Below are 22796 nucleotides of genomic sequence, written 5' to 3'. Positions count from 1 at the left end.
GATCAGATGGCTGATAATACAGCAGACGCGATTGTCGTGGGCGGCGGACTTGCCGGTCTGGCTGCCGCGGCAGAGCTGGGGGATCGCGGTAAGCGTGTGATTATTGTGGATCAGGAGCCGGAACACTTCCTTGGCGGGCAGGCGTTTTGGAGCCTTGGCGGTCTGTTCATGGTCGATACCCCGGAACAGCGTCGCATGGGTATTTGCGACAGCTACGATCTGGCACTGCGCGACTGGATGGGCAGTGCTCAGTTCGACCGTGATGAGGACAATTGGCCCCGCAAGTGGGCGGATGCCTATGTCGAGTTTGCGGCAGGTGAAATGCGTCCGTGGTTGTATGACATGGGGTTGCGCTGGTTTCCGGTCGTGGGATGGGCCGAACGCGGTGGGTCCTACGCCAATGGTCATGGCAACTCGGTCCCGCGCTTTCATATCACGTGGGGCACGGGCCCGGGAGTGTTGGAACATTTTATCAGACGTGTGCAGGATCATGTCAGTGCCGGTCTAATCCAATTGAAGTTCCGCCACCAAGTCAGCCATATCATTATGCAAAATGGCACAGCCAAGGGCGTATCCGGAGAGGTCCTAGCCGATGATAGCGTCCAGAGGGGTGGCAAGACCAATCGGGACGAGGTCGGCGAGTTCGAAGTCTACGCGCCTTCGGTCATCGTTACCTCCGGCGGGATCGGTGGGAACTTCGAAATGGTGCGAAAAAACTGGCCCACAAACCGATTGGGTGAACCACCCAAAGACATGATCGCTGGCGTGCCCTTTCATGTCGATGGCCGTATGATCCCGATCAGCGAGAAAGCAGGCGGCCATGTGATCAACGGTGATCGAATGTGGCACTATACGGAAGGCGTGCGCAATTGGGATCCGATCTGGCCCGCGCACGGAATTCGCATCCTGCCCGGTCCAAGCTCGATGTGGTTTGACGCATGCGGCAATCGTCTGCAACCCCCTTGTCTGCCGGGCTTCGATACGCTGGGCACGCTGCGCGAAATCTTGAAGACGGGTTATGAATACAGTTGGTTCGTTCTGACCCAGAAAGTGATCAAGAAGGAATTTGCCCTCTCCGGGTCCGAGCAGAACCCGGACTTCACTTCGGGCAGCTGGAAAGAGGTTATTCAACAGCGCATTTTATCCGGCTCAAAGGCAACTGGCCCGGTCGAAGCTTTCAAGGAAAAGGGTGAGGATTTCGTTGTTGCCAACACGCTGACGGAATTGGTCAGTGGCATGAACCAATTGGGCGGCGGACTGATTGACGAAGCGTATTTGCGCACGCAAATCGAGGCGCGGGATTCTCAGATCGACAACCCATTCTCGAAAGACGCTCAGATGATGGCTATCCATGCCGCGCGCAATTACCGGGGCGATAGGTTGATCCGCACCGCCAAGCCACACAAATTCCTCGATCCGTCAAATGGCCCTTTAATTGCAGTTAAATTGCATGTTCTGACTCGCAAAACGCTTGGTGGGTTGCAGACCAATCTCGACAGTCAGATGATTGGCGCAGACGGCCAAGTCGTCCCCGGCCTGTTTGCAGCCGGAGAGGTCGCGGGCTTTGGCGGTGGCGGTTACCACGGATACAACGCGCTGGAGGGCACGTTTCTGGGCGGTTGCATCTTCTCGGGCCGCAATGCGGGACGGTCCCGCGCCGTGGCCTGATTACTGGTTGCGCACAAACTTCAGAACAGGTTCGCCTGCGGCGTCGAGCATAACCAGACTGTCACCGGCAACCGCATAAGTGGTTACACTTTGCAAAGCGGCAAGAAATTGATCTTCAATCTCTTCCATTTCTGGTGGGCACGCCATCAAAGTGGCAGCCATATTCTCAGGAAATTCTATGCTGTTGCCGATGATTTCGGCTTGTCCGGTAAACCGATTACAACCGCCTGTACCGCCGAACGCTCCGCCTTGAGCAAATGAAAGCTGTGGCGGGCGCTTTGCGTCCAACACCTCTCCATCTATTCCGATGGCCACCCATTCAGTCCCTTCTAGTGTCGCGGCGCTCTGATCGTGCGCCTGCACCAGTATCAGGTCTGCGGAACTGCCTTCTCCGTTGGTCAACACCGGGTGAATCGTATCGGTCGTAAACAGCAGCTCCTCTCCACGATAGATTGCACCCCGGACCGCATAGGTCATTCCTTCTTGGATCAGCGCATCATCAAACGACAACTCAAATTCTGATGGCACGCCGTTCAGAGCGTAGCGCTGCGCTGCCAGTGTCACAGCAGCTGCGTCCGCCCGCGAGATATCCTGTAATTCGACATACAGTGTTGCATCCGGTGGCAGAGCGATCCGTTCACGATATGTCGCTGTGCCTGTCACCGATCCGGCGTGGCTTTGGCCGCCCAGCAAAGCCAATACAACTGCTCCGGCCACAATGGCCTGTCCGAGTTTTGGAAAAGGCATAATCCTATCCTCTCTCATTCGTCTTTGAGAAAAAGATTGTGGCTGGATCGCCATTTACAAGGGCAACACATTCAAGTCGGCGAAACTGTGCCAGTCTCAGAGTGGCCAGATGAACGGGATCAAGAGTGAGGCCAACAAACCAACCGTCAGGTTTAACGGCACACCAACCTTTAGAAAATCGGTGAACCTGTACCCGCCCGGCCCGTACACCATCATGTTGGTCTGATAACCGATGGGCGTCGCAAACGAAGCCGACGCCGCCACCATCACCGCGACGACCAACGGGCGCGGATCGATGCCAACTGCCTGCGCCAACGAGATGGCGATCGGAGTCACCACCACTGCAACTGCATTGTTTGAAACCAATTCGGTCAATACCGAGGTCAGCAAATACACAGCCCATATGATAAGGAAGGGCGGCAACATGCCCAGCGCGGGTGCGATCGCCTCGACAATCAGCGTCACAGCGCCAGATTTATCGAGAGCCGCACCGATTGCGAGCATTGAGAAAATCAGCGCCAGCAATCTGCCTTCGACAAAGGAAAACGCCTCATCCGCATCGATACAGCGGGACAGCAGGACCACCGCAACGGCCAGTATAGACAAAAGCAGAATTGGAGCGACGCCCAGCGCTGCCAACGCAACGATTCCCACTAATGATCCAATGGCAATGGGTGCATGACTGCGACGGAAGGCACGTGCCGAGGGCTGTGTCACATCAACCATGTCCATATCTGCTGCCAGCCTTTGAATATCACCAGGTGAGCCTTCAAGCAGCAGTGTATCACCCACGCGCACAGTCAGAGCATCCAACTGGCGCCCGATATTTTGGTTCCGGCGATGCACAGCCAAAACGTAGACGCCGTACCGACGACGCAAACGCATCGCACCCAATGTTCGCCCAACCATACGGCAACCCGGTGTAATCAGAACTTCGACCGTCTTGGTTTCAACTGCCGAGACCTGATCAACCCTCTTTAATTCCTTATTGCTTTGCAGGCTCAACAACTCAGTCATCTCGGTGCGGAGAACCACTCTGTCACCCACTTTCAGCGTGACACCTTTTAGGTTCCGACGTAACGACTCATCGCCCCGAACCACGTCGATCAGCCGCACACCTTGGCGTTTGAACAGTTGAACCCCCGTTACTTCGCGGTCGATCAAGTTGCTTTCGGGTGGGATGACCGCCTCAGTAAAGAATTTCATCTTGGATCGGTCACTCAGCATTTCGGCCATGCTATCGCGCTCTGGCAACAAACGCGGCGCTATGAAGCGCAGATAAACCATGCCGTAGATAACCAGAGCTATGCCCAGTGGGGTGACCTCAAATATCGTGAAGGCCGTCATGCCCTGCGCACGCGCGACGCCATCAACCAGAAGGTTGGTTGAGGTGCCGATCAGGGTCAACGTTCCCCCAAGAATTGCCGCATAGCTAAGCGGAATCAACAGTTTGGACGCCGAAACGTTCAGTGTGCGAGCGATCTGAATAAAGACCGGGATCATCACGACGACAACAGGTGTGTTCGACACCACTGCAGACGCGATGACGACAAATCCCATCAACAAACCGATGGCTATACGCGGATTAACCTGCGCCTGCTTTTGCGCCACGGATGTGAACGCATCAAGCGCCCCTGTTCGCACCAAAGCCCCCATGATGATGAACATGGCACCGATGGTCCATGGCGCAGGGTTAGACAGTACCGCAAGCGCGCTTTGATAGGGCAGAATACCCGTTGCAAGCATCAGGGCCACGCCGCCAATGGCGACAACTTCGGTCGGATAGACCTCGCGCAGGAACATGATGAACATCCCTGCAACAATCATCAGCGCCAGAATTGCGCTACCCGTTTCTGTCAGTTGAAGGAATTGCATTCTTGGTATTCTGTCCGAAACCTGATCTGGCACACGCGCCTATCAGCCAGTTTCACGCATTGCATGCCACAGGGCAAGCCTGACATGTGACTTAGGGGCCTGCCTGCTGCAAACGCCCACCAACGCGCACCATCTGCACAGATATTGCGCTTCCGTCGCGATCATCGGTTTCGACATACACACCGCTCAGCGTTGCCTCGCCATTGGCGGGTGTGAAGCGGGCTTTGGGCATCCCCGTGATGAAACGACGCATAGGTTCTTGTTTGTCCATACCAATGACCGAGTCATAATCCCCGCACATTCCGGCATCCGTCAGGTATCCTGTCCCGCCCGTCAAAATCTGCGCATCCGCCGTCGGCACATGGGTGTGCGTGCCCACCACAAGGCTGGCGCGCTTGTCGCAATAGTGGCCCATCGCCATCTTTTCAGACGTCGCCTCGCAATGCATATCGACGATAATCGCCTGCGCCTGCCCACCGCGTGGGTGCGATTTCAGGATCGGTTCGATAGCTGAGAACGGATCATCGAAGGGGCGCTTCATAAATACTTGCCCCAGTACCTGCACCACCAGCACCTTGCGTCCACCCGGCGCCGTGAACAGCCGATGACCTCGCCCTGGCGCCCCTTTGGCATAGTTCACCGGGCGCACAATGCGAGGCTCTTTCTCGATGAACTGCAACATGTCTTTCTGATCGAACGCATGGTCGCCCAAAGTGATGCAATCGGCACCGGCGTCCAAAAGCAGCTTGGCGTGATCACCACTGAGCCCCATGCCATTGGATGCATTCTCGCCGTTAACCACGACGAAATCCAACCGCCACTCCTCACGCAAACGCGGCAGGTGCTGTTGAACGGCGGCGCGACCCGAGCGCCCCATGACGTCGCCAAGAAATAATAACCTCATGTCACCCGTCCTAAGTGTGGTGCAACACAAGCACAAGTGATTAAACTGTCACCATAAACCGCAAATAATATTGGTTAGGAGAAACTTATGACCCGCTATCTTATTATTGTTACCCTGCTCGCCCCCCTCGCCGCGTGCGATCAGCCAGCCGAGCAATCAACCGAACTGGCAAACCCAGCGGCGACTTTTTGCATCGAACGGGGCGGCACGTACAATATTCAGGATGGCGACGGCGGCCAAACCGGGATCTGCACCCTGCCAGACGGAACCAAACAGGATGCCTGGGACTATTTCCGTGCTGAGCACACGGGCTAGGCCGAAAACGTCAACACGCGGCTTTCTGTGATAACCATATCCAGAGGTTGGTCCGTCGGCTCAAGCGGCAGCTCTTCTACCTCTTGCGCATCGAAGGCAAACCCGATCGCCAATGTCGGGCGTTTGCCGCGCAACCCCTCTAGCGTGCGATCATAGAAGCCACCGCCATATCCCAGACGACGACCCTGAGCATCAAACGCAACCAGCGGCACAATCAGGATTTCGGGATCAAAATAATCGTCGATCTCGGGTACCTTCGCACCAAATGGTCCGTCTTTCAGCGCGCCTTCCGGAGTCCAACGCGAAAATCGCAGCGGCTTTCCGGCGGCCTGAATGACGGGTACGCCGACGGCCCCGTAAGCGGCTGCTTCGGCCATTGCCGGCAACGGGTCGATCTCGGTTCGGATGGGCATGTATCCTGAGATGGGAACACCTCGATGCCCGGCCAAAACCTCGGACAAACGTCCTGCAGCACCCGGTAGGCGCGTGTCAAACGCCGCCTTTCGGCGCGCAAAGGCCGCCTTTCGGGCAGCGGCTTTGATTTCAGTCAGATCGGTTGTGTCGGTCACAGTAGCACCATGCTGGCAAGCCCCAGAAATATGAAGAACCCCATCACGTCCGTCGTCGTTGTCACAAAGGTTCCCGATGCCAGCGCAGGGTCGATCCCCAGACGATCCAGCACCACCGGTACTACCGTACCTGCAAAGCCCGCGATGATCATGTTCACGACCAGCGCCGATCCAATCACGACACCCAGCAACGGAGAATCAAACCACATCATCCCAACGGTTCCCAACACGATGGCAAAGCATAATCCGTTGAGCATCCCGACCAGTAATTCGCGGCGGATCACGCGCCACACATTCGAACTCGTCAGGTCACGTGTCGCCAGCGCGCGTACAGCCACTGTCAGTGATTGAGTTCCAGCGTTGCCTCCCATTGAGGCAACAATCGGCATCAGGATTGCGAGTGCAACAAGCTGATCGATTGCGGCCTCAAACTGCGAAATGACCAGCGAACCACAAATTGCGGTGATCAGATTGACACCGAGCCATGGCAAGCGCCGTTTACTGGTTGCCGCTACGCTATCGGACAAAGAACTTTCGTCCGAGACACCCGCAAGACGCATCATGTCTTCTTCATATTCTTCATCCAACACCACCATCGCGTCATCAATGGTAATGACGCCAACCAACCGCCCATCCGTATCCACAACCGGGGCCGAGATCAGATGGTATTGGTTGAACGCATAGGCCACATCCTCTTCGTCCTGATCTACAGGGATGGTGTGGAATTCTTCCTCGGCGAGGTCATGCAAGGGCACCTCTCGCCGGGTCGCCATCAGCTTTCCCAGTGTAACCTGCGCAACGGGCTTCAGCCGCGGGTCAACAAGGACGACATGATAGAACTGTTCTGGCAGATCATCATTGGCCCGCATGAAATCAATGGCCTGCCCCACCGTCCAGTGCTCGGGCGCCATGACGACTTCACGCTGCATAAGACGACCGGCGGAATTTTCAGGGTAGGACAACGCCTGCTCAGCGGCGACTCGTTCAGAGTCTTCAAGCGCATCAAGGATCGTCTCTTGTTGCGGCTCTTCGAGATCCTCGAGCAGATCAACGACATCGTCGCTTTCCATGTCCCGAACAGCTTCGGCCAAGACATCCGGTTTCAGAACATCGATCACTTCTTCCCGGACAGATTCATCCAGTTCTGAAAGAATATCCCCGTCAAATTCCTTATCGTACAAACGGATCAGACCCGCCCGGTCAAAGGGGCTGATCTGTTCCAGAAGGTCGGCAATATCAGCCGCATGTAGCGGCTCCATAAGATCGATCAGTTTGGTGCGATCTTCGACCTCCACCGCATAGAGGATGGCTTCGACGGTTCGCGGATCGAGCGCATAGGCGTCCTCGTCCTGGGGCTGATCGGGTCTGGCTTCGTCACTGCCTGTCGTCATGCGCTGCCCCTTTTTTCCTGCCGATTGACCCTAGATAGAAGAAGCAGCTACCGGAAAACAATGACAATGGTCCAATTTACCCACATCTTTTGCATCCCTATGCTGGATAGCGGCCCCAAACAGGCGGAGAACACAGCAGATGGCGCAAAAGACGCTTTTGAAGGGACGCGTGCTCAGCTTCAACGGATCACCGTTCGAAGGCGAACCCACAGACGCGACCGAACTACACGAAGCCGTATTGATAGAAGATGGTCGCATCGCAGCATTGGGATCCGCGTCCGATCTTTCTGTCGCGCACCCCGAGGCCAAAGTTAAGGATTATGGCGACAAGCTTATTTCGGCGGGCTTTGTGGATCCGCATGTTCACTATCCGCAAACCGCAATGATTGCGAGTTGGGGCAAGCGGCTGATCGACTGGCTCAACAGCTACACGTTCCCGGAAGAGATGAAGTTCGACGATCCTGTCTATGCCGCTGAAATTGCAAGTAGATACCTCGATTTGACGGCAGCACACGGTACGACGACAATGTGCAGCTTTTGCACTATTCATCCAGAGAGTGTTGATGCGTTTTTCTCGGCAGCAATTGCGCGAGGTCAACGGGTTGTCGCCGGCAAAACCTGCATGGATCGAAATGCGCCCGAGGGGCTGCGTGACACCGCACAAACCGGGTATGACCAGTCCAAGTCACTGCTTGAAAAGTGGCACGGGGTTGATCGCATATCCTACGCCATTACACCGCGTTTTTCGCCGACATCGACACCAGATCAATTAGAGGCGATGGGCGCGCTATGGGCGGAGCATCCCGAATGCCTGATGCAAACACATCTCAGCGAACAAACCGACGAAATTGAGTGGGTGCGCTCTCTGTTCCCTGAGGCGCGCGACTATTTGGATACGTATGAACAGTTTGGATTGTTGGGTGGAAACGGTCTCTACGGTCACGTGATCCATCTGGAGGATCGCGAACGTGACCGCTTGCGCGAGGTAGATGCAGCGCTGATCCACTGCCCCACGTCCAATACGTTTATCGGTTCTGGTCTGTTCGACATGAACGGCCTGATCCGCGAGGGGCACCGGGTTGGTCTTGCCACCGATACAGGCGGTGGTTCCAGCTTTTCGATGCTGCGCACAATGGCCGCAGCGTACGAAATTGGTCAACTGCGGGGTCGTCCGCTACACCCGTCGCAATTGCTTTGGCTTGGAACGGTTGGGTCAGCTCGAACTTTGCGGATGGATGATCGTATCGGCAATATTGCAGTGGGCATGGAGGCGGATCTGGCGGTATTGGACCTCGCCTCGACTCCGGCCATCGCCCAACGCGAAGCACATGCTGATGATCTTTGGGAAGCGGTGTTCCCGACCATCATGATGGGGGATGATCGGGCTGTTGCCGAGGTCTGGATCGCCGGGCGAGCTGTTTCTGCTTGATAGGAATGGGCCTGTGGCCCATGCCTCCGGCGGGGATATTTTCAGTCAGATGAAGAGCGCATCCGCTATTCTGCCAACGCGCTTGCCAGACGATTCTGAGTTTCTATGGCCTTTGGCAGGTCAATCGTGACGATCTGGCCGTCGCGCACAACCTGGCGTCCCTCGACAAACAGATGTTTGACACGCGTTGGTCCGGCCAGAAGGAGCGCAGCGGGGTCCCAACTGCCTGCACTTTCGATACCGCGTACGTCCCAAATGGCAATGTCAGCGCGTTTGCCGGGCATAAGCCTGCCGCAATCGGGCCGGTTCAACACATCCGCCCCGCCACGGGTGGCGATTTCAAGCGCCTCACGGGCCGACATGGCGTCGGCACCGTTTGCGACCCGTTGCAGAAGCATGGACTGGCGCGCCTCGGCCATAAGATTGCCGCTGTCATTGCTGGCTGAACCGTCCACACCCAGCCCGACATGCACGCCTTGGTCGCGCATCTTGCGGACTGGCGCGATACCTGAGCCAAGACGGCAATTGGAGCATGGGCAGTGCGCAACACCAGTTCGGCTACGCGCAAATAGGTCGATCTCGGAGCCATCCAGCTTGACGCAATGGGCGTGCCAGACATCCGATCCGGTCCAGCCCAGCTCCTCTGCGTATTGGCCGGGCCGGCAACCGAACTGAGCTTCAGAATAGGCGATATCTTCATCGTTTTCTGCCAGATGAGTATGAAGCATTACGCCTTTGTCGCGCGCCAGAAGCGCGGCATCGCGCATCAGGTCGCGACTAACCGAGAACGGAGAACACGGCGCAAGGCCAACGCGACACATCGAACCCTCAGATGGATCGTGATAGGCATCAACCACGCGGATCATATCCTCCAGAACGGCTTGCTCGGCTTCGACCAGAGCATCAGGAGGCAATCCACCATCACTTTCACCGATACTCATTGCCCCGCGCGTCGGTTGAAAACGCAGACCCAATTCCGACGCGGCATGGATCGTATCTTCAAGTCGCGTACCATTGGGATAGAGGTAGAGGTGATCAGAACTGAGCGTGCAGCCAGACAGCGCCAACTCTGCCAGACCAATCTGAGCAGAGATAAACATCTCTTCAGGTCCAAAGCGGGACCAGATGGGATAAAGTGTTCGCAACCATCCAAATAGCAACGCATCCTGCCCACCGGGCACCGCGCGTGTAAGGGTTTGGTAGAGATGATGATGGGTGTTCACCAGACCAGGGGTAACAACACATCCGGCGGCATCATGTGTTTCACCCCGGCTGGTCAAACCATGGCCAATCTGGGCAATCTTTCCGTCCCGAACCAACAGATCAGCGCCCACAAGCTCTTGCCGATCATCGTCCATCGTCACGATAATATCGGCATTCCGGATCAATATTTCTGTCATTTTTGCACTCCCGCATCCTGCCCGTCTCATGCGTGGAGTATTGGGCTGGTGGAAAACGGGCGTAAGAACCAGCCGCGATCAGTTTAAAGCCGCATGGGGGGGGTGCGGCAACCCGTTTAATATTGCTTCAAGATTTCCAGCGCCGCCGCATGAATCTCAGCATTGGCTGCTGCGAGGGCACGCCCGCCATTATGGGCAGGATTACCCTGCCAATCTGTCACAATACCACCTGCTGCTTCGATCACCGCGATTGGGGCCTGGATATCGTAGGCATTCAACCCAGCCTCGACCACCAGATCGGTTTGCCCTGCAGCAAGTAGCGCATAGGCGTAACAATCCATCCCATAACGCGTCAGCTTCGTTTTCTGAGAAACCGCCTTGAAGGCAGCGGCCTCGGCCTCGGTGCCGACCTCAGGAAAGGTGGTGAAGATGATCGCCTGATCCAATGATCGCGTACTCCGGGTCTCGAGTTCCGCGCGCCCCATAGGGCCTTTGACAAAGGCGTGCTCTTTATCTCCGATAAAGCGTTCACCGATATAGGGCTGATCGATTACGCCAAGCTTAGGTCCAGTCTCATCGCTTAGGGCGATCAGAACACCCCATGTGGGCGTACCACTTATGAATCCGCGCGTGCCGTCGATTGGGTCCAATACCCAAACCCGTCCGCTCACCCCCACGGAATGGCCAAACTCTTCCCCTAAAACGCCATCCTTGGGCCGGTGAATGGCCAGCACCGCACGCATCGCCTTCTCTGCTTCGCGGTCAGCTGCAGTCACAGGATCAAACCCGGCATCGAGCTTGTTGTCCGTCTTCAAGTTAGATTGGCGGAAAAACGGAAGAATGGCCGCCCGCGCCGCGTCGGCCATTTCTTCGGCAATCTCTAGATCACTTCGTAGGGTGTTTTGCATGGCTTACCCGTGCGACGGGCACCCCGCGAAGTCAAGCGATTGTATTAGGCGACGTCGCTCAGCACACGCGCCAGTTCAAACAAGCGGCGACGCTGATTTTCCGGTATCGCATAGTACGAGCGAACGAGATCAAGCGCTTCTTTATCGCCCATCAGATCTGCAGGAACTGATTTTTTGTCAGCCTCTGCTTTCTGAGCTTCTTCAAGGCCTTCAAAGAAAAAGCTGACCGGAACATCCAATGCCTCGGCAATGTCCCACAAACGCGACGCGCTTACACGGTTGGCACCCGTTTCGTATTTTTGAATCTGTTGAAACTTGATACCAACTTGCTGCGCCAACTGCTGCTGAGTCATGCCAATCAGCCAGCGGCGATGCCGGACGCGTTTGCCCACATGGACATCGACGTGATGGGTCATTGGTAGTCTCCTTTACACAAACACCTGTCCGGGAAACCGCAACAGCAGCCGTCACCGCCAAGTTAGCGGGTCGCTGCTTAAGAACTTCCTAACTTAGGATCGTGCCCCCCGAACAGCACCATAGAACAATAATATTGCCGCAATCGATTCTTTTTTCAAGACGGTTGAATCCAAGAATATGGACTGTTGATTATGGTTGAGTACCGGGATCATCACATCTGTGTATGTTCGGAGACAACAAATCAGACCAGACACCTGTTTGAGAAGGGTGTTTGATTGGAATTGACAAAACGCGCGCGCTCTCCGCCTATGTGCCCTAAAATACCGGAGAACACTGATGCTGGCATTTCGTATCAAAACCAAGGGAGCAATGGCGCAAATTTGCCAAATGCCCGAGCCGACACCAGCGGAAAATCAGGTGCGCGTATCCATTCGGGCCTGCGGGCTGAACTTTGCCGATCTTTTGATGCAGAAAGGCTCCTATCAGGATACACCCGGCACTCCGTTTACTCTGGGTATGGAAATTGCAGGGGTCGTTGCCGAAGTCGGAAATAGTGTTACGCATCTAAAACCAGGTGACCGCGTCGCTGTTTTCTCTGGTCAGGGCGGCCTGGCCGAATCTGGTGTCTTCGATGCTGACCGGGTTATTGTCATCCCAGACACAATGAGTTTCGAAGACGCTGCCGCCATTCAGATCGCCTATGGCACCAGCCATATCGCGTTGGAGCACCGGGCACGCCTACAGGCCGGCGAAACGCTGCTGGTGACCGGAGCTGCTGGCGGCGTTGGGCTGACCGCCATCGAAATCGGGAAACTGATGGGGGCGACCGTCATCGCGCAAGCGCGCGGCGCGGACAAATTGGTGGTGGCGCAGCAGGCCGGTGCGGACCATTTGATCGATGCGGATGAGGATCTGCGTAACCGCGTTCGCGCCCTTGGCGGAGCCGACGTGGTCTATGACGCCATCGGTGGTGACGTTTTCAAGGCTGCGTTCCGCGCCACGAATCCCGAGGGCCGCCTATTGCCCATCGGCTTTGCGGGGGGTGAAGTTCCTCAGATTCCGGCCAACCATCTTTTGGTTAAAAATCTCAGTGTGATTGGCGTCTATATCGGTGGTTACCTGAAATTTAAGCCGGAAATCGTTCACAATAGTTTCAGCACTCTGTTTCGCTGGCACTCAGAAGGACGGATTAAACCTCATATCAGCCACATCCTGCCTTTGCAGGACGCAGCCAAGGGATTGGAATTGCTGCGTGATCGCAAATCCACCGGTAAGATTGTCATCCAGATCAACTCGCCACTTTGAGGGGGCGCGCACTGGGGTGTGAAAAATTTTGCCGCAGGAGATTTGCGAGCTCAGCCACATATTCCTCGCGCACTCTTTCAGCACCATAAAGGTTGATGAACTGCACCGGCAGGTCCGGAAGGACCCCAGCATGGTCGATCAGTTCCTGATGGTTGGGCTGTGTCCCCTCCAACAGTACACCCACCGCCAGATCAGCACTGACTGTTGCTTCGACCGTACGGTCTGAGTCGCTGTCGATGCTCATGTCCCATTCGATCCCAGCGTCATCCAGCGCCGCGGTCGCAACCGGACGGAAGATGCAATTGCGGCAAAATCCCAGCCGCAGAGGCTGTTGTCGCCAAGCGGACCCGTTCAGAGCCCCGACCCAACGCAGTGGCATATGATACAAGGTTTCAGCCCCCTCGCCCGCTCCCGATTCCGTGGTCACGATCAAATCAAAACCTCCGCGCGCAAATTCTTCCTTCAGGTGACGCGTATTCGAGGTAACCAAGTTCACGTTCACGCGCGGGAAGCTGGCATTGAAGCGCTTTAGGACACGGGGGATGAACGGATGAACGACATCATGCGGCACCCCCAACACGACCTCTCCTTCAAAGGCCTGATCAGTGAGCCGCCCGATCACCTCATCATTCAACGCAATCATCCGGCGCGCATAGGCCAGCAGTTGCTCGCCAGACGCGGTCAGCGCAATGGTTCGACCGGATCGATCCAGCAGCTCCAGCCCGAGTAGCTCTTCTAACCGCTTGAGCTGCATGGAAACAGCCGATTGCGTGAGATGAAGAAATCCAGCTGCGCGGGTAACGCCGCCGTGATCCGCGACGGCAACGAATGAACGAAGCGTAGTGATGTCCAGATTTCGCATCTTCAAGATTCCTTATGGGTAACGTCAAAAACATTCATTTTTAAAATATGTCAGAATGCTCCATATAGATCAAGGAAATTGATTGAAGCACGGTGTTTCATCAGTCAAACATGAAAGGGCAATACCCATGACCCATCTAGCCATTTCGACTCTGCGTCGCATCAAAGGTAAATCGATTGGAGACCGCCTGCTCAACATGTTGAGCCTTTCGCGGCAACGGCAAAAACTGGCTCAGCTTGATGATCGCGCTTTGGAAGATATCGGAATCACCCGCTCCGAGGCAGAAGCCGAGGCTTCTCGTCCTATGTGGGATGCGCCTGACTGCTGGTACAATCACTTGTATTAATTGGAGAATAGAAGAAATCTGGCGGCATTAGGGACTGCGCCGTCAGGTTTTTTGCACCAGTCACCAAATTTGCCGACAGTTTTGCTGAGTTTTAGACCGAAAACCCTTGAAACGAGGGCCGTACTCTCCGATATTTAGTGGGAAACCGGCCTGCAATCGCAGGCTGAGCACAGAATATTGAAGGGAGACCCTTAAATGGCACAATTCGACACGATCCGGACGGCGTCCGGGGCGCGCGCTGCCGAGATTGATGAGGGCCTGCGCGCCCATATGAACAAAGTCTACGGCACAATGTCCGTAGGTATGCTGATCACGTTTGCTGTTGCTTGGGCCGTTGGCTCAAGCCCGCAACTTCTGTCGATCTTCCGTGACCCAGTCACGCTTAGCCCGAATATCCTGGGCTGGATCGTAATGTTTGCACCTCTTGCAATGGTGTTTGGCTTTGGTGCCGCCATCAACCGCCTTTCGGCGTCTGGTGCGCAGCTGTTCTTCTATGCATTTGCAGCCGTCATGGGCCTGTCGCTGAGCTGGATTTTCGTTGCCTTCACCGGCATCTCGATCGCTCAGGTATTTCTGGTAACGTCGATCGCCTTTGCGGGCCTGTCGCTCTACGGATACGTCACTAAGAAAGACCTGTCCGGCATGGGTACTTTCCTGATGATGGGCGTGATCGGTCTGATCGTCGCGATGGTCATCAACATCTTCCTGCAGTCGCCTGCGATCATGTTCGCTGTGTCGATCCTGGGTGTTCTGATCTTTGCGGGCCTGACCGCGTATGACACTCAGAAGATCAAAACAACCTATCTGCAGATGGCCCATGCGGGTGACCAGGAATGGCTAGGCAAGGCGGCCATCATGGGCGCACTGAACCTGTATCTGGACTTCATCAACATGTTCATGTTCCTGCTGCAGCTGCTTGGTAATCGCGAATAACGCGAACCTCATACTCACAGCCAAAGGGCGGGTCCGAAAAGACCCGCCCTTTTTGTTTGGATAATCGGAGGACCATTGATGTCCATCACCGCCATCTGCCCGTCGCAGGCGCATCGCTTGCTGCCACTACTTCAACAGGTGCATGACCTGCACGTTCAGAAACAGCCACAGCGATACGCGCCTTTGCCAGATGACAAGGAAGTTGTTTGCTATCTTTCAGAATGGCTCAGCCACGACGCAGTGGTTGCATTGGGCTATGAGGAGAATCAAATACTGTTGGGATATACGATTTTTGAGCTTGAGAAGCGTGCTGCGACACCTTTTCGCCGGGCGGAAACACGTGCGATGCTGCACCACATCAGCGTCGATACCAAGCACCGTCGGAAAGGAATCGGATTAGCCTTGATAAACGAGGTTCGCGCACGTCTGCTTGCTGATGGCGGAGATGTTTTGGCCACTACCTATGCAACCTTCAATACGCCTTCGGCTGAATTGATGGCGCGCGCCGGGCTAAACCCCGTGATCAGTTTCGCTGAATGGCGCGTTGAATAACGGCGGAAACAGAAAACCCCCACCAAATTGGCGGGGGTACAAAATGGTTTGGTACTTTGGCAATCAGCTACAGTTCAGCGGCACCGCAAAACCAGAGCTGCGCTTGGACGAGCCTTTGCGGTAAACATCCCCAGCGGGCAAGCAACCGGTAAAGCGCTCGGTTCGCGCTCCGAAGGTTGCACCGATGGAATTGTCCACGCGAGTGTCCCCTTCTTCAGTTCGCAACACACCAAACAATGTCCCGTTCACACTGACCGTGCTCAGCAGCAGATTAGTGCTCTGGCCTGACAGCTGAACGGCGCTGGTATCAGTGCGCCCACCATTCTCGATAGCAACTTTCGCCATCTTGGAAAGCTCGGTCTGATCAGACGAAACCTGAACTGTTGGCAACTTGGCGAGCTCTGCCGGGATGTTGGTTGCAGGTTGAACAAATGCCACGGCTCCTTTCACATCGGATACCGTACGCGGTTCACCATCTATCCCGGTGAAACCAACACCTTCGCGGTTAAACGGATCTTCGCAGGCTGACAGGGTCAGAACTGCAAGGGCGGGTAACAAGATTTTTTTCATGGCGGTCAACATTTTGGAAAGAGTTGCTGAAGCGTAGCGGCATGGAGTGCGTAAAAGCAAGCCGCCCTCACCCAGAACACCCGAGGGGCTGATGCGCCCCTGCAACGCCCGTGTTTCGCACCGACGCGCTGTGCGACGCCTCAAACCAACAAAAAAGGACCCTGCATCGGCAGAGTCCTTTTTCAAAAACTCAAGTCAGAGGGCAGATTACTTGATCTTGCCTTCTTTGTACTCGACATGTTTCCGAGCAACCGGATCGTATTTACGAATGGTCATTTTCTCGGTCATGGTGCGCGCATTCTTTTTGGTCACGTAGAAGTGGCCCGTGCCCGCGGTCGAGTTCAGACGGATCTTGATTGTCGTCGGCTTCGCCATGGTTATCTCCTGCGTCCGAAAAGGCAGGGGCCTTTCGGTTGAATCCTTATGAGCGTGCGCTTTTAACTGCTCGTACGCCCAAGTCAACCAGATTCGCCGTGTTCCGGGAACAATTCCCTACTCCGCCTCAACGGGGTGTCGCTTGGTGTGTTCACGAAACTGTGATAGGGTCACCGTGACCAAAGAGTCCGTGTTGCGATCATGGGCAAAATCTGACCGGGACTATCGTCCGGCACCCTACACCACTCACATCAATAGTAGCGCCCGGGTTACCCGGGTGTCCCTGAATTGCAGGCGTCTCAGCAAGCAATCTGGCCACGGAACCGGCCAGTCGGATGGTTCCGAATAGACTTAAACAGTGGGAGGTTTTCATGCCTGTATTCATCACTTACGCATCCTACTCATCCGAGGCCGTTCAGGCGATGGTTGCCAATCCTCAGGATCGTACCGGCCCGGTCAGTGCGCTGCTTGAGAAAGCGGGCGGAAAGCTGATCTCATTCTACGTCACCACCGGTAGCAACGATGTAGTTGTGATTAGCGAGGTCCCCGACGGCACTGATGCGGTCGCAATCGGGATGGCCGTTGCGAGCACGGGTGCAGTATCGAAAATCGAAACCGTGCGCGCATGGTCTGCCGAAGAATTCGTTTCGGTCGCTGCAAAAGCGGCAACGCTAACCGGGGCGTATACGCCGCCGACGGGCTGAGGAATTATGCGCGGAGGGCCTGTAAGCCGGATCCTGTTCCAGGGTTACCCCCTTCGATGACCATTCCTCTAGGCCGTGCATTGCTGCGCGGCTCGAGCTGCCAACCCGGTCCCTCTCGGCCAAAGCGAGCCTAGCGGCGGTATCGGTTTGCACCGACCGGCCCGCGCGGGGACCCTATTCGGCATTGCTCCCGGTGGGGCTTGCCGTGCCGCCACTGTTGCCAGCGGCGCGGTGGGCTCTTACCCCACCGTTTCACCCTTACCTCGGGCCAAGGCCCTCGGCGGTCTGATTTCTGTGGCGCTTTCCGTCGGGTTTCCCCGCCCGGGCGTTACCCGGCACCGTTGCCTTGTGGAGTCCGGACTTTCCTCTCGAGCATATGCCCCAGCGGCCATCCGGCCCTCCGCGCGAGGTGTTGGGTATGCTTTGGGAGAGGTTACGTCAAGAGCGGTTGGAGGATGAAGGGGCCAGCCCCTTCTTGGCCTTCGGTCAATTCAACCCCGGGATTTTTTTGGCCTGATGAAGCGCGGATCAGGTCGTATGTGGAGGAAGGGCCAGCGCTTTGAAATCGTCAGGGTGCAATGGGCCTGTGGCCCAGGGACGGTGGCGCAGGCGAATGGTTTTGAGCAGGATGTCATCATCGACATCAGCTGTATATCCTCGGACTTGCGCCAGCGCCCGGAACGTCGTTTCGGAAGGCGCTTCGGTGCCAGTTGGAGCGGCAAGGCTTTGACGCTCCAGTCTTTGCCAATCAAAACGGGGGCCTGGGTCTGTCTTGCGCCCGGGTGCCATGTCGGAATGTCCAATGACACCTTCCGGGGAGATCGACCAGCGCCGCATGAGTTTGGACAGAAGTTGTTCCAGCGCGTTCATCTGAGGCTCGGAGAACGGGTGATCGCCCCGGTTGTCCAATTCGATGCCAATGGAACGGGAATTTATATCTGTTTGCCCGTGCCACTCCCCGGCCCCGGCATGCCAGGCGCGATCTTCCTCGCGTACAAGTTGCCAGAGCACGCCATTGCCGCCGATCAGATAGTGAGCGGAAACTTCAGGACCGGGATCGCAAAGGCGCTCGAGCGCGGCTGATGCGCTTTCCATTGCGGTATAGTGCAGAACGATCAGCGCAGGCTTTAACCCATCGCGCCGGTGGCCGAAATTGGGCGATGGATGCCAGATCGGCGAAAGCTCAGTTGTTGACGGCACTGCGGAATGCACTGGGGTCCCAGCCGCAGGCATAGCCGTCGCCATCCGGGTCCAGACCTTTACGGTCGCGCTGGGGACCGCCATTGGACAGAAATTCGATCTGGGCCTGATCCGGCGATGCGAATTGCGCACAGTTCCGCTCGGCTTTGGCCTGTAAATTGAACCCTGCTCGGCTGTAGAGCTGGGTTCCGACGGGGTTTGACGTGTTCAGCGCATATTGCACGATGTTGGGCTGTCCATCTGTACCGCGCTGTGGAACCGTGGTTGGCGCGACAACTTCATATGTCTGTCGGTTCTGTTCGATCCGGGCCGCATCTGCATCGATACTACGCCTGTTTGAAACGGCTTCAAAATCCTGTTCGTCAGAAATGCCTGTGTTGTTTGTCACTGGGGCAATTAAGCCTTGCTGGTCAGACGTACTGGCCAGCGCCACAGCCGTCTGGTTTGCAATATCAGCCGCACTGCCGTCATTCAGAGGAGCACTTTGCGCCGAAAGCGGCTGCTCCGAAATCGCTTCGGGTGGCAGCAGCGGGTTACCAGCCAGCCCCTGCCCGGCTAGTTCAGCCTCGCGTTGGGCCTGGTATTCCGGCGTATTGAACCCGGTGCCCGATACAGGGGCGACCGTATCACAGGCTGCTACCAGCCCGAGGGTCGAAATCAGAAGCAATTTACGCATTCGGCTGCTCCGCCTTCTTGTCGTTCTGCCGGTCAGAGAATTACCACCATTTGCCCGGCTTGGCCACAAACCCGACGGCATTCTCAAGCGCATAGGCGGTGTTGAGCAGATCGCCCTCTTCCCATGGGCGGCCGATCAGTTGCAGACCTAGCGGCAGTCCCTGAGCGTCCAGTCCCGCAGGAACCGAGATACCGGGCAGGCCAGCTAGGTTCACGGTCACTGTGAACACGTCGTTCAGATACATTTGAACCGGATCAGCTTCGGTCATCTCACCCAGGCCGAACGAAGCCGAAGGTGTGGCCGGGGTCAGGATTGCGTCAACGCCAGTCGCGAAGACATCTTCGAAGTCTTTCTTGATCAGTGTCCGCACTTTGCGGGCGCGGTTGTAGTAGGCGTCATAGAAACCCGCCGACAACACATATGTGCCGATCATTACCCGGCGCTGGACCTCGGGGCCGAAGCCTTCCGCGCGGGTCTTTTCATACATTTCGGTGATGCCGTCACCTTGTGCCAGCTGCGCGCGGCGGCCATAGCGGACACCATCATAGCGGGCAAGGTTCGAAGACGCCTCAGCAGGAGCAATCACATAATATGCAGGTAGTGCGTATTTGGTGTGCGGCAGCGAAATATCGACGATCTCAGCCCCTGCGTCTTTCAGCATCGCAGCGCCATCAACCCAGAGCTTTTCGATCGCGGTGGGCATACCGTCCATGCGGTATTCTTTGGGAACACCGATTTTCTTGCCCTTGATATCGCCGGTCAGCATTGCCTCAAAATTCGGCACAGCCAATTCGGCGCTGGTGGAATCCTTGGGGTCATGGCCACACATGGTTTCCAGCATGATCGCCGCGTCACGTACGTTCTTGGTCATCGGGCCAGCCTGATCCAGCGACGAGGCGAAGGCAACGATGCCCCAGCGTGAGCAGCGGCCATAGGTCGGTTTGATGCCGGTAATGCCAACAAAGGCGGCAGGCTGCCGGATCGAACCTCCGGTATCGGTGCCGGTCGCAGCCAGACACAGATCAGCAGAAACAGCCGAGGCCGAACCACCAGACGAGCCGCCTGGTGTTAGCTGAGCCTCGTCGTTGCCACGCCGCCACGGGCTGACGGCGTTACCATAAACGGAGGTTTCGTTGGACGAGCCCATGGCGAATTCGTCCATGTTCAGCTTGCCCAGCATCACGGCACCTGCGTCAGCCAATTGCTGAGACACAGTGGATTCGTATTCGGGCTTGAAGCCATCGAGTATCTTGGACGCGGCCTGCGAGGGAACACCTTTGGTGCAGAACAGATCTTTTATACCGATCGGCAAGCCGCACATCGAAGGGGCGTCGCCCGCTTTGATCCGATCATCTGCGGCCTTTGCACGCTCAATCGCAATCTCGGGTGTCTTGTGGACGAACGCGTTCAGCGCATCGGCTTCATCAATGGCTGTCAGGCAGGATTCAGTCAGTTCAACCGAAGTTACATCACCGGCACGCAACGCGTCGCGGGCTTCAGCCAGCCCTAGTTTGTTCAGTTCGCTCATGACTTACTCCACAACTTTGGGAACAGCGAAGAACCCTTCGCGCGCATCGGGGGCATTGGACAGAACTTTGTCCTGCTGATTTCCGTCAGTGACTTCGTCCTGACGACGCTTCAGACGCATCGGCGTGACCGAGACCATCGGCTCGACACCTTCGACATCCACTTCGTTCAGTTGCTCGATGAACCCAAGGATGGTGTTGAACTCGGATGCCAGCGCGGGCAGCGCGTCATCCTCGACCTTGATCCGGGCGAGTTTGGCCACCTTGGCGGCGGTGCTTTGGTCTATCGACATCGGAAAACCTCATATGCGTTAAGGGGCGTTTACCCGTCTGTCGCATCACTCGCAAGACCGGTCACCGGATGACGCCGCCGTGCGCACTCAATTCGACAGCAGCCATGCTTTTTTGAATGCCCCATATGCAAATTGGTAAACTGATTAGTTCACTTTCGGCATTGAAAACTAAACCGAACTGTTCATTTCAATTGTGTGACACAACTCGAAACCGGAGACAGCATATGAAAACCTTTGTCCCTGCATTCATCTTGGCCGCCGTGGTTCTGACATCTCCTGCCCTGGCATTGGGAATAGACATGTACAATCTGACCCGAAACCTCAGCTTCCCTCAGCCTGTATCGGAGCCTGTGACCAAAGATCAAACCCAGACAGGCAAGTAGACCTGTCCCATGTGCCGGATCGGCTTCCCCCTCCTGATCCGGCACTTTTTCCAAATCACCGCTGTACCCTGACCGACAAGTCGTTAGCATGACCAAAGACCATCAGCCGAAACACCCACAGGTGACGATCAGGCGAGCTAACGGAGCAGAACATGAGCGCACGCAAGCAAGCAGTACTGAACGCAATTGACGCCGCCAATGCGGAAGATCCCAATATGGAAAACGGGCAGCCCGCAGAACTGCTGTATGGCCAGCGCATGAGTGCCGAGCTTGATCGCCTTTTCCCAAATGCATCTGATGCACTGCAGATTGCCGCGCGCGGGCAGCATGTCGAACGCTGGAAGCTGAAGCGCACCGAATATCCGGAAGGGCGTGCCGGTTATCTGGCTTGGCGCAAGGCACAAGGTGTTTACCACGCGGACGTGGTGCGAGGCTTTATGGAACAAGCCGAATACGGTGCGGATCAAATCGAAGCAGTCGAACAGATGCTGCGCAAACAAGGCATCAAGCGCCATGCCGACGTGCAGGCGCTTGAGGATGTGATCTGTTTTGTTTTCCTGAAATGGTATTTTGAACCCTTCGCAGCGAAGCATTCAGCCGAGAAAATTCAGCGCATCGTAGAAAAAACCGCCATCAAGATGTCCGCCGAAGGCCGCGCCAAAGTTTTGGCGGAATTTAATCTGCCCGAGGCTTTGGCGGCAGCATTCCGTGACTGACCTCAAGTGATTCCATGGAACTGGTGGCCCGCCAATGTGTTTTGGTTTGGCCTCAAGTACCCGGCGCAGTCGTTATAGGCACCCTCCAAATGGCGCGCAGATATACCTCGATCATCCAGGCCAGCATGGTGGCGTTCAGGATGTGCCACATGAAATGCGTTCCGATGGGAAAGTGACCGCAGGTTGGCTCATCCAAGGCTCGGAAAATGATCGAGGCGATCAGTATGCCAGCCCCGATCGCCAACCCGCGCGCTGTATCGGGGGTTCGCGACCTCAACAGTAAAGCATAAATCAGGATCAATAGCGGCACCGGTGCATAGGCTGCTGAACCGCCCAAACCCGGCACCAGCTGAAACACGGGAATCGTCAAAGCCGCATAGGGTATGAACAGCGCGGTCAGACCCAGCGCATAAACGGGCCGCATCCCCCAGACATCCCGGTTCACCGCAAAGATATAAACCAGAATATAAAGCAAGATCGGCGTTGTATCTGCTATCGCGGCCCAAACCTGTGCATGCGTATGAAACAGGTAGCTGCCGACACCAATCATCGCCAGTATCACAACCAAGGCCATCGCCAGCGGTGCACCCTGCCCTCGCACCCTGCGCCACATGACGAATGCCGCAACAAGAAAGGCCACATTGGTCACGGCGTTTATCGGCTCGGCCCAATACGATGGCGAGAGCCGCTCGCAATAACCGTCAATATACTGCGTCCAGTCCATGGATTTTT

26 protein-coding genes and 1 other RNA gene are annotated in these 22796 nt (G+C 56.1%); 10 read left to right on the top strand and 17 right to left on the bottom strand.

Going from position 1 to position 22796, the window contains the following annotated elements; genetic code table 11:
• The first annotated feature begins 6 nt into the window (after positions 1-6).
• Positions 7-1668: an FAD-binding dehydrogenase gene (locus tag ACR0MQ_RS05425; RefSeq protein WP_480606492.1), complete on the top strand. Its 1662-nt coding sequence runs from the start codon at positions 7-9 to the stop codon at positions 1666-1668.
• Here ACR0MQ_RS05425 and ACR0MQ_RS05420 read toward each other — a convergent pair whose 3' ends face one another.
• The 3 genes from ACR0MQ_RS05420 to ACR0MQ_RS05410 all read right to left on the bottom strand — a co-directional run bounded on the left by ACR0MQ_RS05420 (position 1669) and on the right by ACR0MQ_RS05410 (position 5194).
• Positions 1669-2415, bottom strand: a complete 747-nt coding sequence (locus ACR0MQ_RS05420) for a YbaY family lipoprotein (protein ID WP_170772945.1) — start codon at positions 2413-2415, stop codon at positions 1669-1671.
• Positions 2416-2511: 96 nt separating this feature from the next.
• Complete coding sequence (locus ACR0MQ_RS05415; protein WP_170772943.1) at positions 2512-4290, bottom strand: SLC13 family permease; 1779 nt, start codon at positions 4288-4290, stop codon at positions 2512-2514.
• Positions 4291-4381: 91 nt separating this feature from the next.
• Positions 4382-5194: a TIGR00282 family metallophosphoesterase gene (locus ACR0MQ_RS05410; RefSeq protein WP_170772941.1), complete on the bottom strand. Its 813-nt coding sequence runs from the start codon at positions 5192-5194 to the stop codon at positions 4382-4384.
• 87 nt (positions 5195-5281) lie between these two features.
• Between ACR0MQ_RS05410 and ACR0MQ_RS05405 the strand changes: the two genes are divergently transcribed.
• Positions 5282-5509: a putative hemolysin gene (locus ACR0MQ_RS05405; protein ID WP_170472553.1), complete on the top strand. Its 228-nt coding sequence runs from the start codon at positions 5282-5284 to the stop codon at positions 5507-5509.
• On the opposite strand, the gene ACR0MQ_RS05400 is transcribed toward ACR0MQ_RS05405, so the two are convergent.
• On the bottom strand, positions 5506-6078 hold the full coding sequence (locus ACR0MQ_RS05400; RefSeq protein ID WP_480606489.1) for a 5-formyltetrahydrofolate cyclo-ligase: 573 nt from the start codon (positions 6076-6078) through the stop codon (positions 5506-5508). The two genes, ACR0MQ_RS05405 and ACR0MQ_RS05400, sit on opposite strands and share 4 nt — an antisense overlap.
• Complete coding sequence (gene mgtE / locus ACR0MQ_RS05395) at positions 6075-7469, bottom strand: magnesium transporter (RefSeq protein ID WP_170772937.1); 1395 nt, start codon at positions 7467-7469, stop codon at positions 6075-6077. Before mgtE ends, ACR0MQ_RS05400 begins: the two co-directional genes overlap by 4 nt.
• Before the next feature lie 139 nt (positions 7470-7608).
• Here mgtE and guaD point away from each other — a divergent pair, with 139 nt between their 5' ends.
• Positions 7609-8898 carry a guanine deaminase gene (guaD, locus tag ACR0MQ_RS05390; protein WP_170772935.1) on the top strand — a complete coding sequence of 430 codons (1290 nt, stop codon included), beginning with the start codon at positions 7609-7611 and terminating at the stop codon, positions 8896-8898.
• Positions 8899-8963: 65 nt separating this feature from the next.
• Here the strand turns inward: guaD and ACR0MQ_RS05385 are convergent, their stop codons facing one another.
• The 3 genes from ACR0MQ_RS05385 to ACR0MQ_RS05375 all read right to left on the bottom strand — a co-directional run bounded on the left by ACR0MQ_RS05385 (position 8964) and on the right by ACR0MQ_RS05375 (position 11622).
• On the bottom strand, positions 8964-10298 hold the full coding sequence (locus ACR0MQ_RS05385; protein WP_480606486.1) for an 8-oxoguanine deaminase: 1335 nt from the start codon (positions 10296-10298) through the stop codon (positions 8964-8966).
• Between the two features lie 116 nt (positions 10299-10414).
• Complete coding sequence (hisN, locus tag ACR0MQ_RS05380) at positions 10415-11206, bottom strand: histidinol-phosphatase (protein ID WP_480606483.1); 792 nt, start codon at positions 11204-11206, stop codon at positions 10415-10417.
• Positions 11207-11250: 44 nt separating this feature from the next.
• The gene (locus ACR0MQ_RS05375; protein ID WP_010441908.1) at positions 11251-11622 is read right to left on the bottom strand and encodes a helix-turn-helix domain-containing protein; all 372 of its coding nucleotides are present in this window, start codon (positions 11620-11622) and stop codon (positions 11251-11253) included.
• 337 nt (positions 11623-11959) lie between these two features.
• On the opposite strand from ACR0MQ_RS05375, the gene ACR0MQ_RS05370 reads away from it, so the two are divergent.
• Positions 11960-12928 carry an NADPH:quinone oxidoreductase family protein gene (locus tag ACR0MQ_RS05370; RefSeq protein WP_170540972.1) on the top strand — a complete coding sequence of 323 codons (969 nt, stop codon included), beginning with the start codon at positions 11960-11962 and terminating at the stop codon, positions 12926-12928.
• On the opposite strand, the gene ACR0MQ_RS05365 is transcribed toward ACR0MQ_RS05370, so the two are convergent.
• Entirely contained in the window at positions 12912-13790 is an 879-nt protein-coding gene (locus ACR0MQ_RS05365; protein WP_010441906.1) for a LysR family transcriptional regulator, read from the bottom strand. The two genes, ACR0MQ_RS05370 and ACR0MQ_RS05365, sit on opposite strands and share 17 nt — an antisense overlap.
• Before the next feature lie 127 nt (positions 13791-13917).
• Between ACR0MQ_RS05365 and ACR0MQ_RS05360 the strand changes: the two genes are divergently transcribed.
• From ACR0MQ_RS05360 to ACR0MQ_RS05350, 3 genes are all read left to right on the top strand, one after another.
• Positions 13918-14136 (top strand): YjiS-like domain-containing protein, encoded by a 219-nt coding sequence (locus tag ACR0MQ_RS05360; RefSeq protein WP_170772929.1) that lies wholly within the window; start codon positions 13918-13920, stop codon positions 14134-14136.
• A 195-nt stretch (positions 14137-14331) separates the two neighbouring features.
• Positions 14332-15069 carry a Bax inhibitor-1/YccA family protein gene (locus tag ACR0MQ_RS05355; RefSeq protein ID WP_010441904.1) on the top strand — a complete coding sequence of 246 codons (738 nt, stop codon included), beginning with the start codon at positions 14332-14334 and terminating at the stop codon, positions 15067-15069.
• A gap of 78 nt (positions 15070-15147) precedes the next feature.
• Positions 15148-15621, top strand: coding sequence for a GNAT family N-acetyltransferase (locus ACR0MQ_RS05350; protein ID WP_170772927.1), 474 nt, complete (start codon positions 15148-15150; stop codon positions 15619-15621).
• A gap of 63 nt (positions 15622-15684) precedes the next feature.
• Here ACR0MQ_RS05350 and ACR0MQ_RS05345 read toward each other — a convergent pair whose 3' ends face one another.
• The gene (locus ACR0MQ_RS05345; protein WP_170472580.1) at positions 15685-16191 is read right to left on the bottom strand and encodes a lipoprotein; all 507 of its coding nucleotides are present in this window, start codon (positions 16189-16191) and stop codon (positions 15685-15687) included.
• Between the two features lie 207 nt (positions 16192-16398).
• Positions 16399-16566 carry a 50S ribosomal protein L33 gene (rpmG, locus tag ACR0MQ_RS05340; protein WP_010441901.1) on the bottom strand — a complete coding sequence of 56 codons (168 nt, stop codon included), beginning with the start codon at positions 16564-16566 and terminating at the stop codon, positions 16399-16401.
• A gap of 371 nt (positions 16567-16937) precedes the next feature.
• On the opposite strand from rpmG, the gene ACR0MQ_RS05335 reads away from it, so the two are divergent.
• Complete coding sequence (locus tag ACR0MQ_RS05335; protein ID WP_170772925.1) at positions 16938-17270, top strand: GYD domain-containing protein; 333 nt, start codon at positions 16938-16940, stop codon at positions 17268-17270.
• Between the two features lie 6 nt (positions 17271-17276).
• Here ACR0MQ_RS05335 and rnpB read toward each other — a convergent pair.
• The 5 genes from rnpB to gatC form a co-directional block, all read right to left on the bottom strand.
• Positions 17277-17674: RNase P RNA component class A (gene rnpB / locus ACR0MQ_RS05330), an RNA gene on the bottom strand.
• A gap of 124 nt (positions 17675-17798) precedes the next feature.
• The gene (locus ACR0MQ_RS05325; RefSeq protein WP_170772923.1) at positions 17799-18503 is read right to left on the bottom strand and encodes an N-acetylmuramoyl-L-alanine amidase; all 705 of its coding nucleotides are present in this window, start codon (positions 18501-18503) and stop codon (positions 17799-17801) included.
• The gene (locus ACR0MQ_RS05320; protein WP_480606476.1) at positions 18454-19146 is read right to left on the bottom strand and encodes a hypothetical protein; all 693 of its coding nucleotides are present in this window, start codon (positions 19144-19146) and stop codon (positions 18454-18456) included. Before ACR0MQ_RS05320 ends, ACR0MQ_RS05325 begins: the two co-directional genes overlap by 50 nt.
• Before the next feature lie 40 nt (positions 19147-19186).
• On the bottom strand, positions 19187-20674 hold the full coding sequence (gene gatA / locus ACR0MQ_RS05315) for an Asp-tRNA(Asn)/Glu-tRNA(Gln) amidotransferase subunit GatA (protein ID WP_480606473.1): 1488 nt from the start codon (positions 20672-20674) through the stop codon (positions 19187-19189).
• A 3-nt stretch (positions 20675-20677) separates the two neighbouring features.
• Entirely contained in the window at positions 20678-20965 is a 288-nt protein-coding gene (gene gatC / locus ACR0MQ_RS05310) for an Asp-tRNA(Asn)/Glu-tRNA(Gln) amidotransferase subunit GatC (RefSeq protein ID WP_170472591.1), read from the bottom strand.
• Between the two features lie 224 nt (positions 20966-21189).
• Between gatC and ACR0MQ_RS05305 the strand changes: the two genes are divergently transcribed.
• Positions 21190-21348 carry a hypothetical protein gene (locus ACR0MQ_RS05305; protein WP_170772918.1) on the top strand — a complete coding sequence of 53 codons (159 nt, stop codon included), beginning with the start codon at positions 21190-21192 and terminating at the stop codon, positions 21346-21348.
• A gap of 152 nt (positions 21349-21500) precedes the next feature.
• Complete coding sequence (locus ACR0MQ_RS05300) at positions 21501-22064, top strand: DUF4202 domain-containing protein (RefSeq protein WP_170772916.1); 564 nt, start codon at positions 21501-21503, stop codon at positions 22062-22064.
• A gap of 52 nt (positions 22065-22116) precedes the next feature.
• Here ACR0MQ_RS05300 and ACR0MQ_RS05295 read toward each other — a convergent pair whose 3' ends face one another.
• Positions 22117-22788 (bottom strand): ceramidase domain-containing protein, encoded by a 672-nt coding sequence (locus ACR0MQ_RS05295; RefSeq protein ID WP_170772914.1) that lies wholly within the window; start codon positions 22786-22788, stop codon positions 22117-22119.
• Positions 22789-22796 lie beyond the last annotated feature (8 nt).

Source organism: Ruegeria sp. AN6, assembly GCF_056540425.1.
This window is presented reverse-complemented; position numbering and strand designations above follow the sequence as displayed.

Coding starts and splice junctions, on each gene's coding strand:
- ACR0MQ_RS05425 (WP_480606492.1), top strand. CDS start 7: ATGGCTGATAATACAGCAGACGCGATTGTCGTGGGCGGCGGACTTGCC.
- ACR0MQ_RS05420 (WP_170772945.1), bottom strand. CDS start 2,415: ATGCCTTTTCCAAAACTCGGACAGGCCATTGTGGCCGGAGCAGTTGTA.
- ACR0MQ_RS05415 (WP_170772943.1), bottom strand. CDS start 4,290: ATGCAATTCCTTCAACTGACAGAAACGGGTAGCGCAATTCTGGCGCTG.
- ACR0MQ_RS05410 (WP_170772941.1), bottom strand. CDS start 5,194: ATGAGGTTATTATTTCTTGGCGACGTCATGGGGCGCTCGGGTCGCGCC.
- ACR0MQ_RS05405 (WP_170472553.1), top strand. CDS start 5,282: ATGACCCGCTATCTTATTATTGTTACCCTGCTCGCCCCCCTCGCCGCG.
- mgtE (WP_170772937.1), bottom strand. CDS start 7,469: ATGACGACAGGCAGTGACGAAGCCAGACCCGATCAGCCCCAGGACGAG.
- guaD (WP_170772935.1), top strand. CDS start 7,609: ATGGCGCAAAAGACGCTTTTGAAGGGACGCGTGCTCAGCTTCAACGGA.
- ACR0MQ_RS05385 (WP_480606486.1), bottom strand. CDS start 10,298: ATGACAGAAATATTGATCCGGAATGCCGATATTATCGTGACGATGGAC.
- hisN (WP_480606483.1), bottom strand. CDS start 11,206: ATGCAAAACACCCTACGAAGTGATCTAGAGATTGCCGAAGAAATGGCC.
- ACR0MQ_RS05375 (WP_010441908.1), bottom strand. CDS start 11,622: ATGACCCATCACGTCGATGTCCATGTGGGCAAACGCGTCCGGCATCGC.
- ACR0MQ_RS05370 (WP_170540972.1), top strand. CDS start 11,960: ATGCTGGCATTTCGTATCAAAACCAAGGGAGCAATGGCGCAAATTTGC.
- ACR0MQ_RS05365 (WP_010441906.1), bottom strand. CDS start 13,790: ATGCGAAATCTGGACATCACTACGCTTCGTTCATTCGTTGCCGTCGCG.
- ACR0MQ_RS05360 (WP_170772929.1), top strand. CDS start 13,918: ATGACCCATCTAGCCATTTCGACTCTGCGTCGCATCAAAGGTAAATCG.
- ACR0MQ_RS05355 (WP_010441904.1), top strand. CDS start 14,332: ATGGCACAATTCGACACGATCCGGACGGCGTCCGGGGCGCGCGCTGCC.
- ACR0MQ_RS05350 (WP_170772927.1), top strand. CDS start 15,148: ATGTCCATCACCGCCATCTGCCCGTCGCAGGCGCATCGCTTGCTGCCA.
- ACR0MQ_RS05345 (WP_170472580.1), bottom strand. CDS start 16,191: ATGAAAAAAATCTTGTTACCCGCCCTTGCAGTTCTGACCCTGTCAGCC.
- rpmG (WP_010441901.1), bottom strand. CDS start 16,566: ATGGCGAAGCCGACGACAATCAAGATCCGTCTGAACTCGACCGCGGGC.
- ACR0MQ_RS05335 (WP_170772925.1), top strand. CDS start 16,938: ATGCCTGTATTCATCACTTACGCATCCTACTCATCCGAGGCCGTTCAG.
- ACR0MQ_RS05325 (WP_170772923.1), bottom strand. CDS start 18,503: ATGCCTGCGGCTGGGACCCCAGTGCATTCCGCAGTGCCGTCAACAACT.
- ACR0MQ_RS05320 (WP_480606476.1), bottom strand. CDS start 19,146: ATGCGTAAATTGCTTCTGATTTCGACCCTCGGGCTGGTAGCAGCCTGT.
- gatA (WP_480606473.1), bottom strand. CDS start 20,674: ATGAGCGAACTGAACAAACTAGGGCTGGCTGAAGCCCGCGACGCGTTG.
- gatC (WP_170472591.1), bottom strand. CDS start 20,965: ATGTCGATAGACCAAAGCACCGCCGCCAAGGTGGCCAAACTCGCCCGG.
- ACR0MQ_RS05305 (WP_170772918.1), top strand. CDS start 21,190: ATGAAAACCTTTGTCCCTGCATTCATCTTGGCCGCCGTGGTTCTGACA.
- ACR0MQ_RS05300 (WP_170772916.1), top strand. CDS start 21,501: ATGAGCGCACGCAAGCAAGCAGTACTGAACGCAATTGACGCCGCCAAT.
- ACR0MQ_RS05295 (WP_170772914.1), bottom strand. CDS start 22,788: ATGGACTGGACGCAGTATATTGACGGTTATTGCGAGCGGCTCTCGCCA.